The 23,326-nt window shown below is 69.7% G+C and carries 22 protein-coding genes and 1 riboswitch; of the genes, 10 read left to right on the forward strand and 12 right to left on the reverse strand.

Annotated elements, in window-relative coordinates:
* Positions 1–81: 81 nt before the first annotated feature.
* The 3 genes from OF380_RS26440 (at position 82) to OF380_RS26450 (ending at position 3,709) form a co-directional block, all read left to right on the forward strand.
* Positions 82–330: a hypothetical protein gene (locus OF380_RS26440; protein ID WP_264051498.1), complete on the forward strand. Its 249-nt coding sequence runs from the start codon at positions 82–84 to the stop codon at positions 328–330.
* A 205-nt stretch (positions 331–535) separates the two neighbouring features.
* Positions 536–1,348 (forward strand): Crp/Fnr family transcriptional regulator, encoded by an 813-nt coding sequence (locus OF380_RS26445; protein ID WP_264051499.1) that lies wholly within the window; start codon positions 536–538, stop codon positions 1,346–1,348.
* A 51-nt stretch (positions 1,349–1,399) separates the two neighbouring features.
* On the forward strand, positions 1,400–3,709 hold the full coding sequence (locus OF380_RS26450; RefSeq protein ID WP_264048602.1) for a PAS domain-containing sensor histidine kinase: 2,310 nt from the start codon (positions 1,400–1,402) through the stop codon (positions 3,707–3,709).
* 118 nt (positions 3,710–3,827) lie between these two features.
* Here OF380_RS26450 and OF380_RS26455 read toward each other — a convergent pair whose 3' ends face one another.
* Complete coding sequence (locus OF380_RS26455; protein WP_264048603.1) at positions 3,828–4,817, reverse strand: AraC family transcriptional regulator; 990 nt, start codon at positions 4,815–4,817, stop codon at positions 3,828–3,830.
* Positions 4,818–4,950: 133 nt separating this feature from the next.
* Between OF380_RS26455 and OF380_RS26460 the strand changes: the two genes are divergently transcribed.
* The 4 genes from OF380_RS26460 to OF380_RS26475 all read left to right on the forward strand — a co-directional run bounded on the left by OF380_RS26460 (position 4,951) and on the right by OF380_RS26475 (position 7,168).
* A complete protein-coding gene (locus OF380_RS26460; protein ID WP_264048604.1) occupies positions 4,951–5,487 on the forward strand; it encodes a DUF3280 domain-containing protein in 537 nt (178 codons plus the stop codon).
* Between the two features lie 70 nt (positions 5,488–5,557).
* A complete protein-coding gene (locus OF380_RS26465; protein WP_264048605.1) occupies positions 5,558–6,355 on the forward strand; it encodes a heme ABC transporter permease in 798 nt (265 codons plus the stop codon).
* 64 nt (positions 6,356–6,419) lie between these two features.
* Entirely contained in the window at positions 6,420–6,572 is a 153-nt protein-coding gene (gene ccmD, locus OF380_RS26470) for a heme exporter protein CcmD (protein ID WP_264048606.1), read from the forward strand.
* On the forward strand, positions 6,569–7,168 hold the full coding sequence (locus tag OF380_RS26475) for a DsbE family thiol:disulfide interchange protein (RefSeq protein ID WP_264048607.1): 600 nt from the start codon (positions 6,569–6,571) through the stop codon (positions 7,166–7,168). Before ccmD ends, OF380_RS26475 begins: the two co-directional genes overlap by 4 nt.
* Positions 7,169–7,183: 15 nt before the next feature.
* Here the strand turns inward: OF380_RS26475 and OF380_RS26480 are convergent, their stop codons facing one another.
* Positions 7,184–7,900 carry a Crp/Fnr family transcriptional regulator gene (locus tag OF380_RS26480; RefSeq protein ID WP_264048608.1) on the reverse strand — a complete coding sequence of 239 codons (717 nt, stop codon included), beginning with the start codon at positions 7,898–7,900 and terminating at the stop codon, positions 7,184–7,186.
* Positions 7,901–8,073: 173 nt separating this feature from the next.
* A complete protein-coding gene (locus OF380_RS26485) occupies positions 8,074–8,388 on the reverse strand; it encodes a DUF6894 family protein (RefSeq protein WP_264048609.1) in 315 nt (104 codons plus the stop codon).
* A gap of 501 nt (positions 8,389–8,889) precedes the next feature.
* Between OF380_RS26485 and OF380_RS26490 the strand changes: the two genes are divergently transcribed.
* Complete coding sequence (locus OF380_RS26490) at positions 8,890–9,516, forward strand: Crp/Fnr family transcriptional regulator (protein WP_264048610.1); 627 nt, start codon at positions 8,890–8,892, stop codon at positions 9,514–9,516.
* Between the two features lie 18 nt (positions 9,517–9,534).
* Here OF380_RS26490 and OF380_RS26495 read toward each other — a convergent pair whose 3' ends face one another.
* Positions 9,535–10,146: a septation protein A gene (locus OF380_RS26495; RefSeq protein ID WP_264048611.1), complete on the reverse strand. Its 612-nt coding sequence runs from the start codon at positions 10,144–10,146 to the stop codon at positions 9,535–9,537.
* Between the two features lie 69 nt (positions 10,147–10,215).
* Positions 10,216–11,694, reverse strand: a complete 1,479-nt coding sequence (ftsY, locus tag OF380_RS26500; RefSeq protein ID WP_264048612.1) for a signal recognition particle-docking protein FtsY — start codon at positions 11,692–11,694, stop codon at positions 10,216–10,218.
* Between the two features lie 24 nt (positions 11,695–11,718).
* Here ftsY and OF380_RS26505 point away from each other — a divergent pair, with 24 nt between their 5' ends.
* Entirely contained in the window at positions 11,719–12,450 is a 732-nt protein-coding gene (locus tag OF380_RS26505; protein WP_264048613.1) for an RluA family pseudouridine synthase, read from the forward strand.
* Positions 12,451–12,472: 22 nt separating this feature from the next.
* Here the strand turns inward: OF380_RS26505 and mtaB are convergent, their stop codons facing one another.
* Together mtaB and dapF are read right to left on the reverse strand one after the other, a co-directional pair.
* Positions 12,473–13,717 (reverse strand): tRNA (N(6)-L-threonylcarbamoyladenosine(37)-C(2))-methylthiotransferase MtaB, encoded by a 1,245-nt coding sequence (gene mtaB / locus OF380_RS26510; protein WP_264048614.1) that lies wholly within the window; start codon positions 13,715–13,717, stop codon positions 12,473–12,475.
* A 2-nt stretch (positions 13,718–13,719) separates the two neighbouring features.
* Positions 13,720–14,613 carry a diaminopimelate epimerase gene (gene dapF / locus OF380_RS26515; RefSeq protein ID WP_264048615.1) on the reverse strand — a complete coding sequence of 298 codons (894 nt, stop codon included), beginning with the start codon at positions 14,611–14,613 and terminating at the stop codon, positions 13,720–13,722.
* 246 nt (positions 14,614–14,859) lie between these two features.
* Here dapF and OF380_RS26520 point away from each other — a divergent pair, with 246 nt between their 5' ends.
* Positions 14,860–15,573, forward strand: a complete 714-nt coding sequence (locus tag OF380_RS26520) for a GyrI-like domain-containing protein (RefSeq protein WP_264048616.1) — start codon at positions 14,860–14,862, stop codon at positions 15,571–15,573.
* A gap of 7 nt (positions 15,574–15,580) precedes the next feature.
* Here OF380_RS26520 and OF380_RS26525 read toward each other — a convergent pair whose 3' ends face one another.
* The 5 genes from OF380_RS26525 to gcvT all read right to left on the reverse strand — a co-directional run bounded on the left by OF380_RS26525 (position 15,581) and on the right by gcvT (position 23,004).
* On the reverse strand, positions 15,581–16,093 hold the full coding sequence (locus OF380_RS26525; protein WP_264048617.1) for a methylated-DNA--[protein]-cysteine S-methyltransferase: 513 nt from the start codon (positions 16,091–16,093) through the stop codon (positions 15,581–15,583).
* An 89-nt stretch (positions 16,094–16,182) separates the two neighbouring features.
* Positions 16,183–18,246: a right-handed parallel beta-helix repeat-containing protein gene (locus OF380_RS26530; RefSeq protein ID WP_264048618.1), complete on the reverse strand. Its 2,064-nt coding sequence runs from the start codon at positions 18,244–18,246 to the stop codon at positions 16,183–16,185.
* Between the two features lie 207 nt (positions 18,247–18,453).
* A complete protein-coding gene (gene gcvP, locus OF380_RS26535) occupies positions 18,454–21,300 on the reverse strand; it encodes an aminomethyl-transferring glycine dehydrogenase (protein WP_264048619.1) in 2,847 nt (948 codons plus the stop codon).
* 181 nt (positions 21,301–21,481) lie between these two features.
* Complete coding sequence (gcvH, locus tag OF380_RS26540; protein ID WP_264048620.1) at positions 21,482–21,844, reverse strand: glycine cleavage system protein GcvH; 363 nt, start codon at positions 21,842–21,844, stop codon at positions 21,482–21,484.
* 29 nt (positions 21,845–21,873) lie between these two features.
* The gene (gcvT, locus tag OF380_RS26545) at positions 21,874–23,004 is read right to left on the reverse strand and encodes a glycine cleavage system aminomethyltransferase GcvT (protein WP_264048621.1); all 1,131 of its coding nucleotides are present in this window, start codon (positions 23,002–23,004) and stop codon (positions 21,874–21,876) included.
* A gap of 153 nt (positions 23,005–23,157) precedes the next feature.
* Positions 23,158–23,272: riboswitch (glycine riboswitch) on the reverse strand.
* Between the last annotated feature and the right edge of the window lie 54 nt (positions 23,273–23,326).

Below are 23,326 nucleotides of genomic sequence, written 5' to 3' on the forward strand. Positions count from 1 at the left end.
CCCGGTTTTCAGGCCGAACGTGTGAAATCCCGGTCCCCTCAGGCTGGCGCTTTGCTCACGAACACGCGACACATGCTGGCGATGAGCAACGTGGTCCCCTTCCTCCGACGCCCTCCGGCCCCGCCCGCCGCGGTTTCCGACGTGGTCGCGGTCGCCGACGACCTCTTCGCCCTCCTGGAACAGCTGGAGGTCGTGAGCGCCCGGGCCGCCTCCATGGGGCGCCCGGCCCGCGAGGTCGAGCGCACGGTTCAGAACCTCCTGGACGCCGTGACGGCCGTGGAGCGCGCCCTCGACTGCATCGGCGAGGGGGACGAGGCCGGGCAGGCCTGAACCCTCGTGTTCCGGGGAATCGGCCCCGGCACTATATGCACGAGGGGCAGCCGGTTCTGCGGATCTCGGGCCGGTGATTGCCTCCCCATCAAACCCTGCCCATGAATTCGACAAAATTGTCCGAGCTACGTCTACTTGTAGACAGACGGCCTCGGTGACGATGCGCTACACGCCGGAGAGACAGACGGTGAACACAGCGCGCTCCATGGACTTGGCCTCCGGCCCGCCCCTTCCGGGCAATCTTCTCCTCGATTCTCTGCGCGCCGAAGATCGGGCGTTGCTCGACCCGTATCTTGAAGTCTCCACCTGTCAGCGCGGCGAGACATTGTTCGAGGTCGGGACGTCCGTCACGGCGATTGCTTTTCCATGTGACCGAACCGTCGTCAGCCTGATGGTGGTCATGCGGGACGGGCGTGGCGCCGAGACCGCCACTGTCGGCCGTGAGGGCGCGGTGGGGGGTGTCGTCAGCAGCGGCTTCCTCCCGGCCTCGACGCATGCGGTGGTACAGATCGGCGGCCCGGTGCTCCGCCTCGACGCCGCGCGCCTGCAGGAGGTCAAAGCGCGTTCGCCGCTGCTGCGAAACCTGTTCACCCGCTACGGCGATTGCCTGCTGGCGCAGGTGCTGCAATCGGTGGCCTGCAACGCCCTGCACCCGATCGAGGCCCGCTGCCTGCGCTGGCTCCTGACCCTGCAGGACCGGATGGGAACGGAATCCCTGCCGGTGACGCACGAGCTCCTCGCCGCCATGCTCGGCGTGCAGCGGACCTACCTGACCCGGATCCTGAGCGCGCTTCAGCGGCAGGGCCTGATCGAGGTCGGGCGGGGGCGCATCATCATGCGCAGCAGGCCCGCGGCCGAGATGGAGGCCTGCGAGTGCCACGGGGTGGTCCGGCGTCACTACGAGGCGGTCCTCGGCGCGATCTACGGGGCCGACGGCCTGCTGCTCGCGGTTCCGCCGGCGATCAACCGGGCGAGACCGGAGGGGATTCGGTCCCTCGCCGACCCCGAACTGGCCTGATCGACCGACCCCTCCCGCGAACACCCCAGACCGGATCGCCCGAACCCCACGATGACGACACCACCCGCAGACGGGCCGCAGGGCATGCCACAGGATGCGTCCGGTTCGGACTCGTCGCCTGCACCGGCGTGCGGCGGCGACGCCTTCCTGCTGCGGCTCGCGGTGGAGGCCGCCGGCATCGGGATCTTCGACTACGACGTCGTAACCGAGACCCTTCACTGGGACGCGCAGACCCGCGCGCTCTTCGGCGTCGGCACACAATCCGTCACCTACGTGGGCACCTTCCTACCCGCGCTGCACGGCGACGACCTGGCGCGGGTGGACGGGGCCGTGCGCGCCGCCCTCGATCCGTCGGGGTCGGGGACGTTCGACTGCGAGTACCGGATCGGAGCCGGCGCTGCCGAGCGCTGGCTGGCGGCCCGCGGCCAGATGGTGACGGCGGCGGGACGCGGCCCGCGCCTCGTCGGCACCGTACGGGACATCACGGAGACCAAGCGGGCGGAGATCGCCCTGCGTGCCACCGAGGAACGGTATCGCCTCGTGGCGCGGGCCACCAACGACGCGATCTGGGATTGGGATCTCAACGCCGACGTCGTGCTCTGGAACGAGGCACTGACCACCGCCTATGGCTGGGCGCCGGACCAGGTCGAGCCCACCGGCGCCTGGTGGCTGTCCCGGATCCACCCGGAGGACCGCGCAGGCGTCGAGGCGGATATCCGCGCAGCGATCGTCGGTGGTGCCGCCGACTGGAGTCACGAGTACCGCTTCCTGCGCGCCGACGGGAGCTATGCCGATGTCCTCGACCGGGGCTACACGGTCCGCGACGGCTCCGGCGCGCCACTGCGGATGATCGGCGCCATGCTCGACCTCACCGAGCGGAACCGGACGAGCGCTCAGTTCCGCGCCGTGTTCCAGGGCGCCAATATCGGCATCGTCCAGTTCGATCCCCGCACCGTTCGCGCCCTCGCGGTGAACGCCAAGCTCTGCGAAATCTGGGGCGCGCCCGAAGCCGAGATCCTCGGCCATTCCCTGGCCCGCTGGACGCCGCCCGAGGATGACGGCGAGCGGATGGCGCTGCACGCGCGCCTCGCCTCCGGGCAGACCATGCAGGTCCGCCTGGAGAAGCGGTACCGGCGGCTCGACGGGCGCATCATCTGGGCCCGGGTCAACCTCGTCTCGCAGCAACTCGGCAACGACATCCATGCCACCGCGATGATCGAGGACATCACCGAGGAAAAGCAAGCCGATGCCCGCCGCGAGGCCCTGATCGCCCTCAGCGATCGCCTGCGCGACCTGCGCACCCATGCCGAGATCGTGGCCGCCACGGCCGAGAGCCTCGGCCGGACCCTCGGCGTCGCCCGCGCGGGTTATGCCCAGGTCGATCCCAGCGGGCAGGTGGCCTCGATCACCCCCGACTGGGTCGCCGCGGGCGCCCGGCAGGCCGCCGGTGCGAAGGGACTGCCCATCGCCCCGCGGCCCACCCTGGCCGCGAGCGTCGTCCGCCTCGGGCGCGGCGACGTCATCAGCGTTGGGGATCTCGCCGCCACGCCGGAGCGCGTCGACGATCCCGAGAGCTATGCCCGCCTCGGCATCCGCGCGGTCATCAAGGTGCCTGTCCTGCGGCGCGGCCGGCTGGTCGGCATCCTCTACGTCCTCGACACCTCTGCACGCGACTGGAGCGCGGGCGAGGTCGGCTTCGCCCGCGAGGTGGCCGAACGGGCCTGGGGCGGCCTCGTCCGCGTCGAGGCGGACGAGCAGCAGCGCATCCTCAACCGCGAACTCAGCCACCGGCTGAAGAACACCCTGGCCATCGTCCAGGCGATCGCCTCGCAGACCCTGCGCAACGTCACGGACGTGGAGGCGGCCAAGGAAGCCCTGGCCGCGCGCCTCATCGCCCTCGGCAAGGCGCACGACATCCTGCTCGCCGGGGTGCATGAGAGCGCCGAGATGGAGGCGGTGATGCGCGGCGCCCTCTCGATCCACGACGACCGCCAGCCCGGGCGCTTCCGCCTGTCCGGCCCACCGGTCTCCCTCGGCGCGAAGGCCGCCCTGTCCCTGGCACTGATGCTGCACGAACTGGCGACCAACGCAGCGAAGTATGGCGCGCTCTCGGTCCCCGAGGGCCGCGTCGCCCTGGAATGGTCCCTGCGGGACGACGCCTCCGGGCCCATCGTCGACCTGTCCTGGTCCGAGGCGGACGGTCCCCCGGTGGTGCCCCCCACCCGGAAGGGTTTCGGCTCCCGGCTGATCGAGCGCGGCCTCGTCGGCGCCGTCGGCGGCACGATCCGCCTCGACTACGCCCCCACCGGCCTGATCTGCCGCGTGGTGGCGCCCCTCGCCGGCTTCCAGGCGAATTCCTGATGCCGAGTCTGTGTGAGCCTGACCCCGAGGTCAGGCTCACACGGGCCAAGCGTACAGCAGCCGCGCATCTAAGCGGGTGGACTTTGAAAGCGTCAGGCTGATCGTAGGCTCATCCGGGTCAGGAATGCATCCCATGCCGCCAAGCCCGGGGCGGACATCCCGTCCAGCCCTGGAACGCGCGGCTGAAGTGGGCCGGGTCGGCGTAGCCGAGATCCAGGGCGATCTGTCCGATGGGTCGATTGGTGGATGCGAGTTGCCGCTTCGCCTCTGATACCAAAGCTGCTGTCAGGCAGGCCGCAAAGGTGGTCCCGTGAGTCTCGAACCGGCGCTGAAGCGAGCGGCGCGACAGGCTGAGTCGCCTACAGAGCCAATCGATCGACGGCCGCGACTCAAGCATGCCGAGCCGGATCAAGTGATCGGCGCAGAGAAGGAAGTCGCCCGGATCGGGGACAGGTGTGGCGTCGATCTGGTCCGCGTCGGAAACGCTGCACGGGTTGGGTGTCCCGAGATATCGGGCGTCGAAACGGACGCTAGCGCCGCTGCGCAGACTCAGGCCGCAGCCGAGCGCGTCCTCGATCGCGCCGCGATCTTGCAGGATTGCGCCCGAAACGCTGGCTTCCTCGGGCACGAAACCGGCCCCTAGAAATCGTCGCAGCACGTCGAGGATGTAGCCGAGCGCCAGGATCTCGTTCTTCTGACGCCCGACCACGCTCGCATCCGTCACAGCGTAGGTCACGTCGGCACGTCCATCGCGAACGGTCACATCCATCGCAGTCGCGGTCTGAAGATGCTCGCTGATCAGGGCCGTACCCAGGTTCAGGGCGACACCGAGGGTTTCGGAGGCACAGACGCGCACGCCGTAAGGGCCGAGACTCGCGACCCCGGCTTCGAGCGACAAACGAGCGGGTAAGGCTGCGTCGCCGATCTCGCGCGCAGCGTTCTCGACAATGGAGAGTTGATCGGAGAGACGCATGAGCCGATCGGGCTCCTCGATGAGCCGCAGCGGCATGTCTGCGCGCCGGAAAACTCGTGCGACCGAGCCGCCAGCCCGCTCCACCGCCTGCGCGACGGGTCCCATCGAGCGTGCCTTCGTCAAGCCGATTCGCATCGCGTTCGCTCCCCGCTTCGGAGGCTTGGCCTGTTGGCACCAGATGGCAAGACCTGTGATGCTGCTCCGGCATGATCCAGGCCCGGCCCAATGCACCGAAGCGTGCGAAAGCGGTCTCAGGGAGAAACCCATCATGCCGTCGACCTTCATCCGCAGCCGCGGTCGCGTTCGTCTGACCTTTCTGCTCGCCGCGCTGACAGGGCTCATGGCCACCGGCGCTGCCCCGGCCGAAGTCCTTCCCGCACCGGACCTCGCCATTCTGCCGATCCGATTGCTCGACACCTCGGGTGAACCGAATGATCAGTCGGCGGTCCACACGTCCCGTTTGACGGCAATGGCAAGCGACCTCTCTGCGCAACTCGGTGGTGACAGCGAGTTCCGAATCATCGGGATATCGGCTGCGGTCCTCGCACAGGCCTGTCCCGAGTCTGATGCCGTCTGCATCCTGGCGCAGGCGCGAAGGACCGGGGCACCGCTTGTCTTCGTCGGTGTCATCCACAAGAGCAGTACGCTCATCATGCAGATGTTCGCGCGCGTGGTGGACACGGAATCCGGTGCCGCCCGGATCACCCGCGAACTCAACTTCCGCGGCGATACCGACGAATCCTGGCAGCGGATGACCACGTTCCTGACACGAGACATCGTCAAGGAATTGCACACGAAGAACTGAAGCGCTTCGGCCACCTGCGCGTAACCCCCGCATTGCCGCTGCACCGCACCCTGGGCTAGAGGGCCGGACCATGTGGACTCGCCTCGCCCATCCCGGCCACTTCCTGCGCTGGACGCAGCCCGTGATGCCGTGGCTCGCGGGTCTTTCGGCCCTGCTCCTCGCGGCCGGCCTCTACCTGACCTGGTTCGTGGTGCCGCCCGACTACCAGCAGGGCGAGACCGTCCGGATCATGTACATCCACGTGCCGGCGGCCTGGCTGGGGGTGTTCTTCTACGGGGCCATGGCGCTCTCGGCGCTCGGCACCCTGGTCTGGCGCCATCCCCTGGCGGACGTGGCGCAGCGCGCCGCCGCGCCGATCGGCGCGGCCTTCACGCTGATCTGCCTCGTGACCGGCTCCCTCTGGGGCAAGCCGATGTGGGGCACCTACTGGGTCTGGGACGCGCGCCTGACCTCCATGCTGGTGCTGTTCCTCATCTATTGCGGCATCATCGCCCTGTGGCGGACCATCGAGGACCCCAACCGGGCCGCGCGCGCCATCGCGATCCTGACGCTGGTGGGCGCGGTCAACCTGCCGATCATCAAGTTCTCGGTGAACTGGTGGTCGACGCTGCACCAGCCGGCCTCGATCATGCGCATGGGCGGCTCCGCCATCGATCCGAGCATGCTCTATCCGCTGCTGGAGATGATCCTCGCCTTCACCCTGCTCGGGGTGACGCTGCACCTCTACGCCATGCGTACCGAGATCCTGCGCCGCCGGGTCCGCGCCCTGACGATTCGCGAGGCCGAGCGGCTCGATGCGGGCCAGCCCTCCTCACGCGGCTCCACCGCCGCGCCCTCCCCCATCGGACAGGCCGTGCAGGGGCTCTGAGGCCCCCGCTGCCCGGCTTGCCCGCCCCCTGCACGGCCCCTCTGAACGCCCCTGAGGTTCGGACATGATTCTCGGCCCGCATGCCGGCTACATCCTCGGCGCCTACGCCTTCACCGTCCTCGTCATCGGCGCCCTGATCGGCCACGCCCTGCGCGATCACCGGACGCAGAAGCGGGCGCTGGCCACGCTGCAGGACGGCGCGGGGGAGCGCCCGTGAGCGAACCCGTGACGGAGGCTCCGGCGCCGGCCCGCCGATCGCTCCTGGTGATCCTGCCGCTGGTCACCTTCGTGGTGCTCGCCGGGATCTTCTTCCTGCGGCTCCGCTCGGGCGTCGACCCGGCCGCCATTCCCTCCGCTCTGATCGGCAAGCCCGCGCCCGCCTTCGCCCTGCCGGCGATGCCCGGCCTCTCGGCCAACGGCGCGCCCGTCCCCGGCCTTGCGCGCAGCGATCTTCTCGGCGGTGTCACGGTCGTGAACTTCTGGGCGTCCTGGTGCGCGCCCTGCCAGATCGAGCATCCCCAGCTGATGCGCCTCGCGCGGGAGCCCGGGGTGCGGCTGGTGGGGATCGATTACAAGGACACGCCGGAGAACGGTCGCCGCTTCCTGACGCGCAACGGCGTGCCGTTCCAGGCGGTCGGAATGGATGTCGAGGGGCGCGCCGGCATCGATTTCGGCGTCTACGGCGTTCCCGAGACCTTCATCATCGGACCGGACGGCACGATCCGCGACAAGCTCGTCGGCATCGTCACGCCGGAGAATTATGCCAGCGTCCTCGCCAAGGTCCAGGCCGCCGGCCAGCCTGCGGTACGCTGACGACCGGCCGCGCTTTCAGCGTTCGGGCGTGAGCAGGCGCTGGTACTCGGCCTCGGGCACGCCGTAGCTGTCCCCAGCCGCGACCTTCAGCTTGGCACGATCCAGCACCTGGACGTGCGAACGCCGGGCCTTGATCGCTCCGGCGCCCTCGAGGTTGTGGATCGCGGTGGTAACCCCGGGCCGGCGCACGCCGAGCATCGTCGACAGGAACTCGTGGGTCACCGGGAACTCGTCGCCATCGACCCGGTCGTGGCACATCAGCAGCCAGCGGGCGAGGCGTTCCTCCAGGGTGTGGCTGCCGTTCGACAGGGCGGTATCGGCCGTCTGGAGATGCGTCACGTAGGCGTAGCGGGCAAAGACCTGCCGCAAGCTGACCCGATCCTCGATCAACCGGCGGAAGGCTTCGCTTTCCACGCGCACCGCCTCGCCCTCGATCTGCACGAAGGTTTCGTGCGGTGTCCGGTCCACGTCGAGCAGCAGGGGTACGCCGACGAGGCCCTCCCGGCCGGTGATGCACACCTCGATGCGCCGGCCTCCGGGCGTGGTGGCCACCTCCGAAGCAATGCCGGATTCGAGGAAGTGCAGATGGGTGATCGGCGCGTGGGCCGCGATCAGGACATCGCGGCGCGAGAGGGATACGGACTCGGCGATTGCGCGGACGGCGTCGTAATCGTTCCCTTCGAGGGTGCCGAGAAGCCGGTTTCGAACGTATCGCTGTGACGGCACCGACATGAAACGTTGCAGCTCTATAGAGCAGCCATCAGAATTATGCTGCTCGGAAAGTGGGATCGAGATCTCTCATAGACGGATCGACGTCACAGGGAACTGGCGACACAGCGTCTGTACTATCTCGTACAATCTCCTTCATTCTGGATGAGTTCAGTGATGTGCGGAAAGGTACGTTATCAGACACCCGGAAACGGGATGCTCATGAGGATCGTGCCGGACTCGTCGGTGATCTCGAAGCACCGTGCGCTCCAGAGTCGGGAATTGCCGTAGGTTTCGGGACGCCCCATGATGTCTTGGATGATTTCCAACGCCATGATGCGGGCATCGTCCAGGTTCGGCAGGTCGTCGCCGTCCGGATCGACGATCAGGGCATCGTGATCCCTGATGTTGAGGAAGTATCGAGGCATAAGCGTCTTGTCCGGCGCGCACCGGGGTAATGCCGCATCGCGCGCGGATCGAACGGCACCGCTTGAGCAGCTTGAGCTACCCACCTTCGTCCTCACACGGACCTTAGGCCGCCCGTGCCCTGGCCTCAAGCATCCCCGCGGGGAGAAAGGGACGCATCGGGGGTACCCGAGTGCCGTGACCCGAACGCAACACTGTATCGTCTTCCGCCTCCGAACCATACGCGACGGAGGCGGCCGAACACAATTCACGATGGCATAGAAGGAATGAGAATAGAAGCTCCGGGTAAACAACTAAAGATTATTCTTTCAGTATAAACCTTGGAGTTGCATTTACAGAGATAGAGCAATCGACCTTTGTACGGTATCGGACTAATCTGTACGAAGACATTCTATTCACAAGGCTCATCTAATGTGTCATGTGCGCTTCGTTGCCTGACGCTGTTCGGGCTCCGGGAGATGACGTGTTCGGCCTCCCCACTTGAGATTGCCGGAGTTGTGACGTCGCCCGTCGTTCAATCTGACATTCGCAACCGTCTGCTTCGAGCGCTCACTGCGGTCGATTTCGATCGGCTTCGTCCGGATCTCGTGCGCTGCTCCTTCGAGCAGGGCGCGATCCTGGAAGCGCCCGGCCAGCCGGTGGAGGCCGTGCATTTCCCCGAGCCCGGGATGCTGTCGGTCGTGGCCCATGCCGCCGACGGCACCCAGGCCGAGGTCGGCATCGTCGGGCCCGAGGGCATGACGGGCCTGCCCCTCCTCAACGGCGTCGATGCTTCGCCCCATACCACCCTCGTCCAGGTGCCCTGCCGGACGCTGCGCATCGAGACCGAGGCCTTCCGCCGGGCGCTCGTCGACAGTCCGGCCTTGCAGGAGCACCTGCAGCGCTACGCGCAGGTGTTCACCGTGCAACTGGCCCAGGGCGCGCTCTGCAACGCGCAGTTCACCATCGAGCAGCGCCTCGCCCGTTGGCTCCTGATGTGCCACGACCGCGCCGACCGCGAGGACCTCCCCCTCACCCACGAACTCCTGTCGCTGATGCTCGGCGTACGTCGCGCGGGCGTGACCACGGGCTTGCGGGTGCTCGAACTCGCCGGGGCCCTGAAGACGCGACGCGGCGGCATCGGCATCCGCGACCGCGCGGCCCTCATGGCCATCGCGGGGGCCTCCTATGGTGTGCCGGAGGCCGAATACGCCCGGATCCTCGCGGGCGTCTGAAGGCGCCCCGTCGCCGTCTCAGACGGCGCCCGGCTCCTTGCGTTCGTGCCGCATCAGCAATGGCGTCTGGGCGAGCGCGAAGGCGATGGTCAGCGGCATGATGCCGAACACCTTGAAGCTGACCCAGAAATCCTCCGTCTGGGTGCGCCACACCACCTCGTTGATGACGGCCAGCACGAGGAAGAACACGCCCCAGCGGAAGGTGAGCTTGCGCCAGCCCTCGTCGGTCAGGGCGAACATCGAGTCGAGCACCACGGAGAGCAGGGACTTGCCGAAGGCGAGCCCGCCGAGCAGCACGAGGCCGAACAGCGTATTCACGATGGTCGGCTTCATCATGATGAAGGTCTTGTCCTGAAGCGCCACGGTCAGGCCGCCGAACACCACCACCACCACGCCCGACACGAGCGGCATGATGGGCAGGCGCCGCATCAGGGCGTAGTGGATCGCCAGCGCCACCAGGGTGGCGGCGATGAAGGCGCCGGTGGCCGCGAACAGCTTCTGGTCGGGATGGACCCCGAGGCGCTCCGCATAGGCGTTGCCGAAGAAGAAGATCATCAGGGGCCCGAGCTCGAGGGCGAGCTTGAGGAGAGGTGGAAGGTGGCGGCGCGGGGGGATGGCTTCGATCTGCATGGGGTCCGTCATAGTGGAGGCGCGGCGCGGGCGTGACGCGACACGGCGTTTCAGGGATGGGCGCGCCCGTCAGCCCGCGTCGAGCCCCGCGATGGCGCGGGCGAAATCGCGCGCCGCGAAGGGTTCCAAGTCCTCGACGCCTTCGCCGACGCCGATGAAGTGCACGGGCAGGCCGAACTTGGCCGCCAGCGCCACCAGGATGCCGCCCCGCGCCGTGCCGTCGAGCTTCGTCATCACGAGGCCCGTGACGTTGGCGGCCTTCGAGAACAGCTCGACCTGGCTCAGCGCGTTCTGGCCCACGGTGGCGTCGAGGACGAGGAGCACGGCGTGGGGGGCCTCCGGATCGATCTTGCGGATCACCCGCAGGATCTTCTCGAGTTCCGCCATCAGCCCGGCCTTGTTCTGGAGGCGGCCGGCGGTGTCGATCAGCAGGACGTCGGTGCCCTGTACCTTGGCCGCCTCGTAGGCGTCGAAGGCGAGGCCGGCCGCGTCGGATCCCTGCGCACGGGCGATGACGGGCGTCTGCGTGCGCTGGCCCCAGACCTTGAGCTGCTCGATCGCCGCCGCCCGGAAGGTGTCGCCGGCCGCCAGCATCAGCGAATGCCCCTCCGCCTTGAGCTTCAGGGCGAGCTTGCCGATGGTGGTGGTCTTGCCCGCGCCGTTGACGCCGATCATCAGGATCACGAAGGGCTTCTTCGACGTATCGATGCGGAACGGGATCGCCACGGGGGTGAGCGCGCGCTCGACCTCGGCCGCCAGGATCTCGCGCACCGCGTCCGGCGAGATGCCCTTCTCGTAGCGGCCCTTGCCGACGGCCTCCGAGATCCGCGTCGCCGTCTCGATGCCGAAATCGGCCTGGATCAGGGCGTCCTCCAGCTCCTCCAGGGTGTCGGCGTCGAGCTTGCGCTTGGTGAACAGGCCGGTGACGCGCTCGGTCAGCGCCGTGGAGGTGCGCTTCATGCCCCCCGTCAGCCGGCTCCACCAGCCACGCTTCGGCTCGTCCGCGCCCGCCTCGGGCTCCGGCATGAAGATCTGGGTTGAGACCTCGGGTTCCGGCTCGGGTTCCGCCGCAACCGGGGCCGGCTCGGCCGTGAAGGCCGGCTGGGGCGTAAAGGTTTGGCTCGTTGTGTCGGCGGCCTCGGCGCCGCGCGCCGGGTCGTCGCCGGCGGTGCCGGCGGGCGGGCGTTCCTGCGCACCTTCTACGGGTTGGAGGTCGGCCCCCTCGAGTTCGTCCGGCACCGCGTTCTTGCCCGGCGCCCCTTCGTCCGGCTCCCCCGGGGGAGGCGGTACGTGGGAGACGTCCGTCGCGGCCGTGGCGAAGTCCGGCTGACCCTCGGAGAACGAGGCGGGGGATTCAGGCGGGGGCGCGACCGGCTCGATGGCCGGCGCAGGTTCAGGCGCAGGTTCAGGCGCAGGTTCGGGCGCAGGTGTCGGCGCCGGGGCGGGTTTCGGGTCCGGCGGCTGCACGGGCACCGGCGCCGGGCGCGGCTCCTCCTTGGTGCCGAACATCTTGCGCAGCAGCCAGCCCGGCCTCTTGTCTTCGCTCATTCCCGCTTGCTCCCCGGACCCGGCATGGTAAGCGCCAAGGCCATGCCCCCAGCCGATGCCCTCGTAACAGACATAGGCGCGCGCCTCCTCTACCGCGATGCCCTGGTGCTCGTCATCGACAAGCCGGCGGGTTTGCCCGTCCATCCCGGCCCGAAAGGGGGCGAGACCCTCACCGACCACCTCGATGCCCTCCGTTTCGGCCTGCCCCGGCGCCCGGAGGCCGCCCACCGCCTCGACCGCGACACCTCCGGCTGCCTCGCCCTGGGGCGCCACGCCAAGGCGCTCGCACGCCTGAACAAGCTGTTCGCCGCGAGCGGCACGGTAGAGAAGACGTACTGGGCCCTGGTCGAGGGCGGCCCGACGGAGGAGGCCGGCAGCATCGAACTGGCCCTGGCCCGCCGCTCCGACGACCCGCGTTCCTGGTGGATGAAGGCCGACCCGGCGGGCGACCCCGCGCTGACGCGCTTCGTCGTGCTTGGGCGCGGGGGCGGCCTGACCTGGCTCGCCCTCTCGCCGGTCACCGGGCGTACCCACCAGCTCCGCGTGCATTGCGCCGCGATGGGCTACCCGATCCTCGGCGACCCCATCTACGGCACCGCGCCCCGCAGCGGCGGCCCCGGCCTCCAGCTTCATGCGCGGGCCCTGAGCCTGCCGCTCTATCCGAAGAAGCCGCCGATCCGGGTGGAAGCTCCGGCCCCGGCACAGATGCGGGCGGGGCTCGAAGCGTGCGGATACGCGGCGGCAACAGGGGCCTGACCCCGCCGCCCCGGCGCCGGCCTCAGGCGGCGATGAGCACGCGTCCGTCATGCCCAGCGATCGTCACCTCGCGAAAGACGCCGGCGGGCGTCTCGGGCGGCAGGCGCACCGGCGTGAACCCTTCCGTGCGCCCGATGCCGCCGCGCTCGGTGAGTACCCGGTGCCGGCGCCCCACCTCCCCCGCCAGATGCGTCGCGAGGGCCGCCGCCCCGGCCTCCCGCAGGCGGGCCGCGCGTTCGCGTACGACCGCGTCCGGCACCGGCGGCATCCGCGCGGCCGGCGTGCCGGGGCGTGGCGAGTAGGGGAAGACGTGCAGATGCGTCAGCCCGCATTCGGTCACGAGGTCGAGGGAGCGGGCGAACTGCGCCTCGGTCTCGGTGGGAAAGCCCGCGATGAGGTCGGCCCCGACGACCGCGCCGGGGCGTGAGGCCCGCACGGCCTCGCAGAACCGGATCGCGTCCGCGCGGGTGTGACGCCGCTTCATTCGCTTCAGGATGAGGTCGTCCCCGGCCTGGAGCGAGAGATGGAGATGCGGCATCAGGCGCGGCTCGCCGGCGATCGCCTCCATCAGGGCCGCGTCGGCTTCGATGGAGTCGATGGAGGAGAGGCGCAGCCGCCCGAGTCCCGGCACCCGTGCGAGGATCGCCTGGACGAGGTGCCCGAGGCTTGCGCTCCCGGGAAGATCGCGGCCCCAGGCGGTGAGGTCGACGCCGGTAAGCACCACCTCGCAGCCGCCCGCCTCCACGATGCGGGCGACCTGATCGATCACGTCGGGCAGGGCGACGGAACGGGAATTGCCGCGCCCGAACGGGATGACGCAGAAGGTGCAGCGGTGGTCGCAGCCGTTCTGCACCGGCACGAAGGCTCGGGTCTGCCCGGCGATGCCGGAGATCCGGGTGGGGGCGGCCTGGCGCACCGCCATGATGTCGTCCACGCGAGCGCGGGCCTCGGGGGGGCTCGGCTCCGACCATGTCTCCGCCCGGCCCTTCGCGTCGTTGCCGACGAGGCGCGCAACCTCCGGCATCGCGGCGTAGGCGGCGGTCTCCACCTGCGCGCCGCACCCGGTCACCACGATCTCGGCCCCCGGCCGGGCGCGGGCGAGCCGGCGGATCGCCTTGCGGGCCTGGCGCCCGGCCTCCGCCGTCACCGCGCAGGTGTTGACGATGACGAGGTCGCGGCTTTCCGCCCCCGCCGTCGCATGCCCGCGCATCACCTCCGACTCGACGGTGTTGAGGCGACACCCGAAGGTCAGGGTCTCCACTGCCATGCTCAGGCCGAGCCTTCGGGTGAAAACATCTCCGGCGGGAAGTTGCCGTCCCATTCGAGCGCCACGGGGCCGGTCATCAGCACGTGGTCGTCGGCCCGCCACTCGATGACGAGGTCACCGCCGGGGAGATGCACCGTGGCCCCCCGCCCGATCATGCGTAGGCGCGAGGCCGCCACCACGGTGGCGCAGGCGGCGGTGCCGCAGGCCAGCGTCAGGCCGGCTCCGCGCTCCCAGACCCGGAGCTTGATCCTGTCGGGCGCGACCACCTGGGCGATCGAGATGTTGGCGCGTTCCGGAAAGATCGGGTGGTTCTCCAGCATCGGGCCGATGCGGGCGAGATCGTAGCTGTCGGGGTCGCGCTCGACGAAGAAGATCGCGTGCGGATTGCCCATGTTGACGACGCCGGGCGAGTGCAGCACCGGATCGTCGATGGGACCGACCTGCAGCTCGATCCGCCGCGTGTCCTGGAACGGCTCGGCCAGCGGGATCTCGTCCCAGGCGAGCTTCGGCCGGCCCATATCGACGGTGAAGGAGCGCTCGGCGACGCGCTTGACGCTGACCACGCCGCCCTGCGTCTCGAGGGTCAGCCGGCCGCTCTCCGCCGGGCGCGCCATGGCGGGGTCGTCGAGCATCGCGTAGGCGACGCAGCGGGTGCCGTTGCCGCAGGCGCCGGATTCGGAGCCGTCCGTATTGTAGATGCGCAGCGACGCGTCGGTTCCGGGCAGGCGCGGGTCGTGGATGACCATCAGCTGGTCGAAGGCCGAGCGCGGGTGCTCCGCGATGGCGCGTGCCTCTCCGGCCGCGACGCGGATGGCGGTGCCGCGCAGGTCCAGCACCACGATCTGGTTGCCGGCGCCGTGCATCTTCAGGAATCGTCGATGGGCAAGCTCGCTCATGCCGCCGTGTCTCTCGTCCTCGTCCTCGGGGGTTCCATCCTGCGGCCTATAGGCCAAAGCGACGGGGCGCGCACGGGGGCGGAGGGCGCGGCAACGTTGCAGAAGGGCCGCGCCGCGACACCATCGTGCGGGCCGGCACTCGGGACGCCTCGCCGGACGTCGCGGTCGCCACTACCTTGTGGCGATTCTCCGGGGTCGTCCGACACGACGGCAGCCGGGCCTCAGCGACCTTCCGGAGCCCGCCCCTTGACCCGCTCTCGTTCTCCGCTGCTCGCCGGTTGCCTCGCCCTCGCGGGGATCTGCGCCGCACTGCCCGTTCTCGCCCAGCCGGCCGCGCCGCCGGCCGCGACCAGCCCCCTGCCCACCACCACGAACCCCGACCCGAAGAACCCGGCCGTCCCGGATATCCCGGTCCCGGCGCAGGCGGGTGCGGCGCCCGTGGCCACACCGCCGGCCGGCTCCCGCCAGACCCTGGTGGCGACGCCGGGGGACGCCAACGACGTGGACGAGGTCTCGCTGCCCGCCAAGCCCGCCGCGATCCTGGCGGGCCGGGCGAAGTGGGAGGAGGCGGTGCCGAGCCTCAAGGCCGCCTTCCAGCGCATCGAGGCGGACCTCGCCAAGGCCGGCATCCAGGCCGTCGGCCGTCCGCTGGCGGTCTTCGCCAAGACCGACGACGACGGCTTTCAGTACGACGCCATGATCCCGATCGCGGCGATGCCCGATCCGAAGCCGGCGGACTCCGAGGGCCTGCGCTTCGGCACCACCCCGAGCGGGCGCGCCCTGCGCTTCCCGCACAAGGGCTCCTACGACGAGATCGACGGCACCTATGAGACCCTGACGGCTTATCTCGACGCCAAGGACGTGGTGGTGCAGGACCGCTTCATCGAGGAATACGTCACCGACCTGACCGACAAGGCCGACGAGAAGCTCGACGTGAACATCTACGCGCTCCCGAAGTAGGTCGCCCTCACGGCAGGGCGAGCTGTCCCGGCGGCGCAGCGCCCTGCCCGCGCTCCAGGGCGAGCAGGAAGCGCTTGGTCTCCAGGCCGCCGGCAAAGCCCGTGAGGGCGCCGGCGGCCCCGATCACACGATGGCAGGGCACGACGATCGGCAACGGGTTGACGCCGTTGGCCGCGCCCACGGCCCGGCTGGCCTTGGGCCGCCCGATGCGCCGGGCGAGTTCGCCGTAGGAGATCGTCTCCCCGGGTGGGATCTCCGTGAGGGCTTGCCAGACTTCGCGCTGGAACGGCGTGCCGCGCGGGTCGAGGGCGAGGTCGAACCGGGTCAGGCGGCCCGCGAAATAGGCATCGAGCTGCGATCGCGCCTGCCCGAAGGCGGTGTCGTCCCGGTGCCAGTCCGCGCCCGGCGTCACGGCGCCCTTGCCGGCCGGAAAGCCGATGCAGGCCAGGCGTTCGCCGGCCCCCGCGAGCACGAGGGGGCCGATGGGGCTGGGCAGGATCGTGTAGCGCGTTCCAGACATCTCGTTCTTCCGCTCCGCGAGCCTCACGATCGACACCGGGGCGGACGCGGTCCCGGCGACGGTATCGGGTCATGGGTCCGACACGGGCGTCAGGGGCGGGGTCGTGGATGGCCCGACGCGGGTAAGCCATCCGGATCCGCCGGCACCTCCGGTGCGCTGCGTCGGTCCATCTTGTCCAGCGGGAGATCCGGCAATCCGGGCAGACGGGCGAGGTCCACCGCGCGTGACCAGCTCGTGCCGGCGTCGGGAGTCAGGCCCATCGCCTCGAGGGTCCGGTTTCCACCCACCTGCTGCCGGCCGATATCCGCGTCCGGATTGATCTGCAGGAGGGTCGAGCCGAGGGTGACGTTGTCCTGGATCGCGTTGCGCTTGGCATGGGCCGGCTCGTCCGTGTTGAACGTCGCCAGGTCCGGGTACTGCGTGCGCCAGGCGGGCGAGCGGACCGGCATGGCGCGCAGATCGCGCTGTTCGTCGCTGTCCGGGCTCAGGACTGGAGGGGGCCCCCCCGGCCGCAGGGGCCAGGAGACGCCGCGCCCGTCGAGGAAGACACCGGGTTCCGATCGGATGAACGCGTTGCCGACGACGCTGTTGTCGCGCCCGCCTCCGATGAAGACCGGCTGCGGGACGCGCAGGAACAGGTTGCCTTCGACCCGGATCCCGCTCGCGCGATCGTCGAGATAGACGCCCTTCGTTTCGAATCCCCCTGCGGGTCGAAGATCGTGCAGGAAGTTGTTCCGGATGATCGTGCCCCGGGCCGTGATGTCCCGGCCCGTATAGATCGCGCCGGCATCGGAGGTTTCGTTGACGACGTCGGTCAGCTCGTTCAGCGCGATCAGATGATTGTTGCCCTTGAAACCGATCGCGATGTGCTGCGCATGGGCGACGACGTTCCCGACCGCCCGGGCTCCGACGCCTTCGAGGCGGATGCCGTACTTCTCGGTCCGGCCGAGGCGTGAGAAGCGGACGATCCGGTTGTCCTCGGCGAAGTTTTCCGAGGGTGTGAGGGTCTGGCGATCACCCCCGTCGAGGGTGACGCCGCCTTCGCCCGTATCCGCGATGAGCGAGCGGCGCACGCCCGAGCGGACGGATTTCTCGACGACGACCCCCCGGGCGCCCGCCCAGCGGATCCGGCAATCCGCGATGACGATGTCCCGGGAGCCTTCGATCGACACCGCATCGCCGCGAACCCGCTCCAGGGTCAGATGTTCGATCCGCAAATCGTGGGCGCCCACGATCCGGATGAGCCCCTCGGCGCGCGAAACCTCGACCGTGTTCGGGCCGGGCCGCCGAGGGATCAGGTAGACGATCCCGTCGGCGGGATCGCGCCACCATTCCCCCGGGCGATCGAGTTCCGCCAGGGCATGCGAGACGTAGAAGCGTGCGCCGGGGCGAAGGATGTCGCGCGGGCTGTCACGCAGCAGCAGCGTGTCGGCCCCGTCGTCGAGCGTCAGGGCGGGCAACTGTTCATAGGACCAGTCCGCCCCGAGATAGCCCGCCACCCAGAGGTCGGTCTCCTTCCTCCAGGCGGTCGCCTGCTGCGGGGTGATGCGCAGGGTGGTGTCGTTCGCCGCGGTCTCGGGCGGTCTGAGGGACGACCAGCCCGTATTCGGCCAGCGCGCCGGCGTGAGTGCGCCGTCGGCGTCGAAGATCTCGAGGCCGACCGGGGCGGCCACGACGCTGTGCACGCGCTTGACCTCGATGCTGGGCTCCAGGGCGGCGGCCTGCGGCAGGGCGAACGCGACGATCGCGCGCCGCTGGTCCGATGGTGCGCCGGACGGGACGGGGCGTTCGACGCGCCGGAGGGGGACGCTGCCGCTGATCCGTGCCGAGCCATCCTTGGGTCCGCGCAGGATCAGCGATGCGCCCGGTCGTCCGGCTCCCGCTTCGTCGATGCGGACCGGACGTTCCAAGCGATGAAGGCCGGATGCGAGTTCGATGACGATCGCATCGTGTCCGGCGCGCCGGAGGGCCGGAAGGCGCGCGATCGCGTCACCGAGCGTGGCGACGACGTGGCCGCTCCCCTGGCCCGCCCGGTGTGGGTCCACGCGAATGACGGTTTGCGCAGCGGCGGGGGACCAGACCGAGCCGAGGCAGACGAGAGGCGTGCCGACGAAGAGGACGATCGCTTTCATGCACTTGGAAGGCCGCGTCATCTTCAGGAGGCTCCGATCCCGCGCGAAACGAAAGCCCAACGCGACCCGTCCCGACAATGCATGCCGGCGCTCTCCCGGCGAGTCTCTCCGGTCAGGGTGTATTTTTTCTGCCGAAGCCAGGCGCCAGGCTCCCGGGTCGCGCGGCGATGCCCCGCCCCGGGGATCAGGGACCTGGTCCCCGGGGCGGGAGCGGTCGAGGCGCCGGCGCTACTCCGCCGCCTCGCTGTAGGAATCGACCGGCGGACAGGAGCAGACGAGGTTGCGGTCGCCGTAGGCGTTGTCGACCCGGTTGATCGGGGGCCAGTACTTGTCCATCCCGAGGCTGCCCGAGGGGAAGCAGGCGGCTTCCCGGGAATACGGTCGTTCCCAGGTCCCAACGAGGTCACGGACCGTGTGGGGGGCGTTCTTCAGCGGGTTGTTCGCCTTGTCGATCCGCCCCTCCTCGATGGCGCGGATCTCCTCGCGGATTGCGAGCATGGCGTCACAGAAGCGGTCGATCTCGCCCTTGGTCTCGGATTCGGTGGGCTCGATCATCAGGGTCCCGGCCACGGGCCAGGACATGGTCGGCGGGTGGAAGCCGCAATCGATCAGCCGCTTGGCGATGTCGTCCACGCTGACCCCTGCGCTCTTCTGGAAGGGCCGCACGTCGATGATGCATTCGTGGGCCACCCGCCCCTGCGCGCCGGAATACAGCACCGGAAAGGCCCCGTTCAGGCGGCTGGCGATGTAGTTGGCATTGAGGATGGCGATGCGGGTCGCCTGGGTCAGGCCGCGCCCGCCCATCAGCAGGACGTAGCTCCACGAGATCGGCAGGATCGAGGCCGAGCCGTAGGGGGCGGCCGAGACCGCGCCCGCCTCGCCGGTCTGCGGATCGGAGGGCAGGAACGGGATGAGGTGGGCCTTGACGCCGATCGGGCCCATGCCGGGGCCGCCGCCGCCATGGGGAATGCAGAAGGTCTTGTGCAGGTTGAGGTGGCTGACATCGGCACCGATGTCGCCCGGCCGCGCCAGACCCACCAGGGCGTTGAGGTTGGCGCCGTCGAGATAGACCTGTCCGCCATGGCCGTGGACGATGTCGCAGATCTCGCGGACCTGAACCTCGAACACCCCGTGGGTCGACGGATAGGTGATCATGCAGGCGGCGAGGTTTTCGGCGTGCTGCTCGGCCTTCTTGCGGAAGTCGGCGAGGTCCACGTTGCCCTGCGCGTCGGCACCGACCACCACCACGCTCATGCCGCACATCTGGGCCGAGGCCGGGTTGGTGCCGTGGGCCGAGGAGGGGATGAGGCAGACGGTGCGGTGCGTCTCCCCCCGCGACAGGTGATAGGCGCGGATGGCGAGGAGCCCGGCATATTCCCCCTGCGCGCCCGAATTCGGCTGCATCGAGATCGCGTCGTAGCCGGTGATCGCGCAGAGCTTTTCGGAGAGGTCGCCGATCAGCGCGTGATAGCCCTGCGCCTGATCCACCGGCACGAAGGGGTGGATCTCCGCGAATTCCGGCCAGGAGATCGGCAGCATCTCGGCGGTGGCGTTGAGCTTCATGGTGCAGGAGCCGAGCGGGATCATCGCCCGGTCCAGCGCGAGGTCGCGGTCCGCGAGGCGGCGCATGTAGCGCGTCATCTCGCTCTCGGCCCGGTTCATGTGGAAGATCGGGTGGGTGAGGTAATCCGAGGTGCGCACCAGGCTCTCGGGCAGGCGGGGCTCGGGCCAGGCCTCGTCATAGGCCAGATCCACCCCGCCGAAGGCGCGCCACACGGCCTGGAGAATGTCCGGCCGGGTGCGCTCGTCCACCGTGATGCCGATGCGGTCGCCGCCGACCTTGCGCAGGTTGACGCCGTTGGCGACCGCCTGGGCGAGGATCACACCCTGGAACGCGCCGACCCGGACCGTGATGGTGTCGAAGAAGTGCTCCGGCTCCACCGTGAAGCCCAGGGCTTCCAGGCCGGCGGCGAGGCGCACCGCGTCGCGGTGGACGCGGGCCGCGATGGCGCGCAGCCCGCGCGGGCCGTGGAACACGGCGTACATGCTGGCAATGACCGCGAGCAGCACCTGCGCGGTGCAAATGTTCGAGGTCGCCTTCTCGCGGCGGATATGCTGCTCGCGGGTCTGGAGCGCGAGGCGGTAGGCCCGGTTGCCGCGGGCATCCACCGAGACCCCGACGAGGCGACCCGGCAGGGTGCGCTTGTGGGCGTCGCGCGTGGCCATGTAGGCGGCGTGCGGGCCGCCATAGCCCATCGGCACGCCGTAGCGCTGCATCGAGCCGATGGCGATGTCGGCGCCCATCTCGCCGGGCGAGGTCAGGAGGGTCAGCGCCAGCGGGTCGGCCGCGACGACGGCGACGGCGCCCGCCGCGTGCAGGGCCGCGATGGGCTGGGTCAGGTCGGAGATCCCGCCGCAGACGCCGGGATACTGGAAGATCGCGCCGAACACGGCGCCCGGATCGAGATCCGTGGCAGGGTCGCCGACCACGATCTCCCAGCCGAGGGGGGCGGCGCGGGTGCGCAGCACCGCGATGGTCTGGGGCAGACACTCGGCATCGACGAAGAAGGCGGATCGGCCGTTGCGGGCGATGCGCTGGGCCATGCCCATGGCTTCGGCCGCCGCCGTCGCCTCGTCGAGCAGCGACGCGTTGGCGATGTCGAGGCCGGTGAGATCGCAGACCAGGGTCTGGAAGTTCAGGAGCGCCTCGAGGCGACCCTGGCTGATTTCGGGCTGGTAGGGCGAGTAGGCGGTGTACCAAGCCGGGTTCTCGAAGATGTTGCGCTGGATCACCGGCGGCATCGTGGTGCCGTGATAGCCCTGGCCGATCAGCGAGACGAGGAGCCGGTTCCGGTCGGCGATGCCCCGCATGTGCTCGATCACCCGGCGCTCGGTCATGGCGGCTCCGAAGTCGAGGCGCTCCTCCTGCCGGATGTCCGCCGGCAGGGTCTCGTCCATGAGGGCGTGCAGGCTGTCGGCGCCCAAGACGCCGAGCATCGCGTCGATCTCCTGCGTCGTCGGGCCGATATGGCGGCGGTTGGCGAAGTCGTAGGGGTCGTAGCGGTCGTGGGGCATGGGGGCCTCGAATGTCGCTGTTGCGGAAATGAGGGCGCGTTTCCCTGCCCCTTGCGGAGAGGGATTGAGGATGGGGGTCGTCGGGTGACCCTCACGCTTCGAAGGCCGGCGGAGCCACCCCCACCTCCGCCTCCTCCCCACAGGGGAAGGAGGGCGCGTTCCGGGGATCGATTCGTTGGCGCTACTTCGCGAACGCGGCGTAGGCCGCCTCGTCCATCAGGTCGTCGAGGCTTGCCGGGTCGTCGAGGCGCAGGCGGTAGAGCCAGCCGGCGCCCTGCGGGTCGGCGCCGACGCTGGACGGGTCGGCCACCGCCGCCGCATTGACCTCGGTGACCTCGCCGGAGACCGGCGCGTAGACGTCGGAGGCCGCCTTCACCGACTCGACCACCGCCGCCGCCTCGCCCTTGGTCAGCTTTGCACCGACCTTCGGCAACTCGATGAAGACGAGGTCGCCGAGCTGTTCGGCGGCATGGGTGGTGATGCCCACCGTAGCGACGTCACCTGCGCAGTCGAGCCACTCGTGCTCGTCCGTGAACTTCCGCATCGATCTCTCCTGGTTGTTGGCAGTACGGCTCAGGCGCGCTTGAAGCCCGCTGGAACGAAGGGCAGCGCCGCGACCGTGAGGGCAAGGCGCTTGCCGCGCACCTCCGCGAACACGCGGGTGCCGCGTGTCGCGAGCGCGCTCGGCAGGGTGCCCATGGCGATGGGAGCCCCGAGGCTCGGCCCGAAGCCGCCCGAGGTGACCTGCCCGATCGCCGCGCCGGTCTCGTCGGCGAAGAGCGGCGCGCCCGCCCGCACGGGGGCCGGACCCTCGGGCCGCAGGCCGACGCGGCGGTGGGCCGGGCCGGTCTCCAGGGCGTCGAGGATACGCGCGGCCCCGGGGAAGCCGCCGGCGCGGGCCCCGCCCCGCCTGCGTACGGCCGGGATCGCCCAGGACAGCCCGGCCTCCACCGGGTCGGTCCCGACATCGATGTCGTTGCCGTGCAGGCAGAGGCCCGCTTCCAGGCGCAGGGAATCGCGGGCGCCCAGCCCGATCGGCAGCACGGCGGGATCGGCGAGCAGCGCCTCGGCCAAGGCCTCGGCCCGGTCCTCGGGCACGGAGATCTCGAAGCCGTCCTCGCCGGTATAGCCCGAGCGAGTGACGAGGGCGGGGGCCCCGGCGAGATCCAAAGCCCGCACGTCCATGAAGCGCATGGCGGCGACCTCCGGCGCGAGGCGGGCCAGGACCGCCTCGGACCCCGGCCCCTGCAGGGCGATGAGGGCACGGTTCAGCACGGTCACCGTGCAAACCTCGGAGAGGTGCGCCCGCAGATAGGCCTCGTCGGCGACCTTGTTGGCGGCGTTGACCACGAGGAGGAGGCTGTCGCCCCAGTGCGAGACCATGAGGTCGTCACGAATGCCGCCGGACGCATCGAGGAGCAGTCCGTAGCGCTGGCGTCCCGGCTTCAGGCCGAGCACGTCGATGGGCAGGAGTGTTTCGAGGGCGCGGGCCGCGTCGGCGATGTCGCCCGAGCGCGGCGTCAGGCGGATCTGCCCCATATGCGAGACGTCGAACAGGCCGGCTTCGGCCCGCGTGTGCAGGTGCTCCTTGAGCAGGCCCGCCGGGTATTGCACCGGCATGGCATAGCCCGCGAAGGGGACCATGCGGGCACCGAGGCGCAGGTGGAGCGCGTGCAGGGGCGTGCGGGCAACATCAGGGGACATCGGATCACTCCACGACAAAGGGCGCCGGACGCGCATACGAGCGTTTCCGGTTGCCCCCATCTGTCACGGGTACCTGAGAGCTTCTCCCGAGCCGCCGGAGCGGTTCGGGATTTCTCCTTCGGTGGACGCCGTCAGGCGCCTCTCTCCAGATTGTCCAGCGGTACGGTGATTGTGCCTGAGAGTTTCCGGGGGTGGTTGCTCCGTCGGCGCCATGGCTCAAAAGATTCGAACGCGAAACTCTCGGCCTGGGCTCTCCCGTATCGCCTTTGCTGACCCAGTCAGGGTTTCACATTGCACTGCATCACGCAAGACATGCGAGGGC

The sequence above is a fragment of the Methylobacterium sp. FF17 genome (genome assembly GCF_025813715.1).
Classification (GTDB): Bacteria; Pseudomonadota; Alphaproteobacteria; order Rhizobiales; family Beijerinckiaceae; genus Methylobacterium; species Methylobacterium flocculans.

What these genes read in the sequence shown, in the direction of transcription:
- OF380_RS26440 (WP_264051498.1), top strand. Translation starts at nt 82, where the DNA reads ATGAGCAACGTGGTCCCCTTCCTCCGACGCCCTCCGGCCCCGCCCGCC.
- OF380_RS26445 (WP_264051499.1), top strand. Translation starts at nt 536, where the DNA reads ATGGACTTGGCCTCCGGCCCGCCCCTTCCGGGCAATCTTCTCCTCGAT.
- OF380_RS26450 (WP_264048602.1), top strand. Translation starts at nt 1,400, where the DNA reads ATGACGACACCACCCGCAGACGGGCCGCAGGGCATGCCACAGGATGCG.
- OF380_RS26455 (WP_264048603.1), bottom strand. Translation starts at nt 4,817, where the DNA reads ATGCGAATCGGCTTGACGAAGGCACGCTCGATGGGACCCGTCGCGCAG.
- OF380_RS26460 (WP_264048604.1), top strand. Translation starts at nt 4,951, where the DNA reads ATGCCGTCGACCTTCATCCGCAGCCGCGGTCGCGTTCGTCTGACCTTT.
- OF380_RS26465 (WP_264048605.1), top strand. Translation starts at nt 5,558, where the DNA reads ATGTGGACTCGCCTCGCCCATCCCGGCCACTTCCTGCGCTGGACGCAG.
- ccmD (WP_264048606.1), top strand. Translation starts at nt 6,420, where the DNA reads ATGATTCTCGGCCCGCATGCCGGCTACATCCTCGGCGCCTACGCCTTC.
- OF380_RS26480 (WP_264048608.1), bottom strand. Translation starts at nt 7,900, where the DNA reads ATGTCGGTGCCGTCACAGCGATACGTTCGAAACCGGCTTCTCGGCACC.
- OF380_RS26495 (WP_264048611.1), bottom strand. Translation starts at nt 10,146, where the DNA reads ATGCAGATCGAAGCCATCCCCCCGCGCCGCCACCTTCCACCTCTCCTC.
- ftsY (WP_264048612.1), bottom strand. Translation starts at nt 11,694, where the DNA reads ATGAGCGAAGACAAGAGGCCGGGCTGGCTGCTGCGCAAGATGTTCGGC.
- OF380_RS26505 (WP_264048613.1), top strand. Translation starts at nt 11,719, where the DNA reads ATGGTAAGCGCCAAGGCCATGCCCCCAGCCGATGCCCTCGTAACAGAC.
- mtaB (WP_264048614.1), bottom strand. Translation starts at nt 13,717, where the DNA reads ATGGCAGTGGAGACCCTGACCTTCGGGTGTCGCCTCAACACCGTCGAG.
- dapF (WP_264048615.1), bottom strand. Translation starts at nt 14,613, where the DNA reads ATGAGCGAGCTTGCCCATCGACGATTCCTGAAGATGCACGGCGCCGGC.
- OF380_RS26525 (WP_264048617.1), bottom strand. Translation starts at nt 16,093, where the DNA reads ATGTCTGGAACGCGCTACACGATCCTGCCCAGCCCCATCGGCCCCCTC.
- OF380_RS26530 (WP_264048618.1), bottom strand. Translation starts at nt 18,246, where the DNA reads ATGACGCGGCCTTCCAAGTGCATGAAAGCGATCGTCCTCTTCGTCGGC.
- gcvP (WP_264048619.1), bottom strand. Translation starts at nt 21,300, where the DNA reads ATGCCCCACGACCGCTACGACCCCTACGACTTCGCCAACCGCCGCCAT.
- gcvH (WP_264048620.1), bottom strand. Translation starts at nt 21,844, where the DNA reads ATGCGGAAGTTCACGGACGAGCACGAGTGGCTCGACTGCGCAGGTGAC.
- gcvT (WP_264048621.1), bottom strand. Translation starts at nt 23,004, where the DNA reads ATGTCCCCTGATGTTGCCCGCACGCCCCTGCACGCGCTCCACCTGCGC.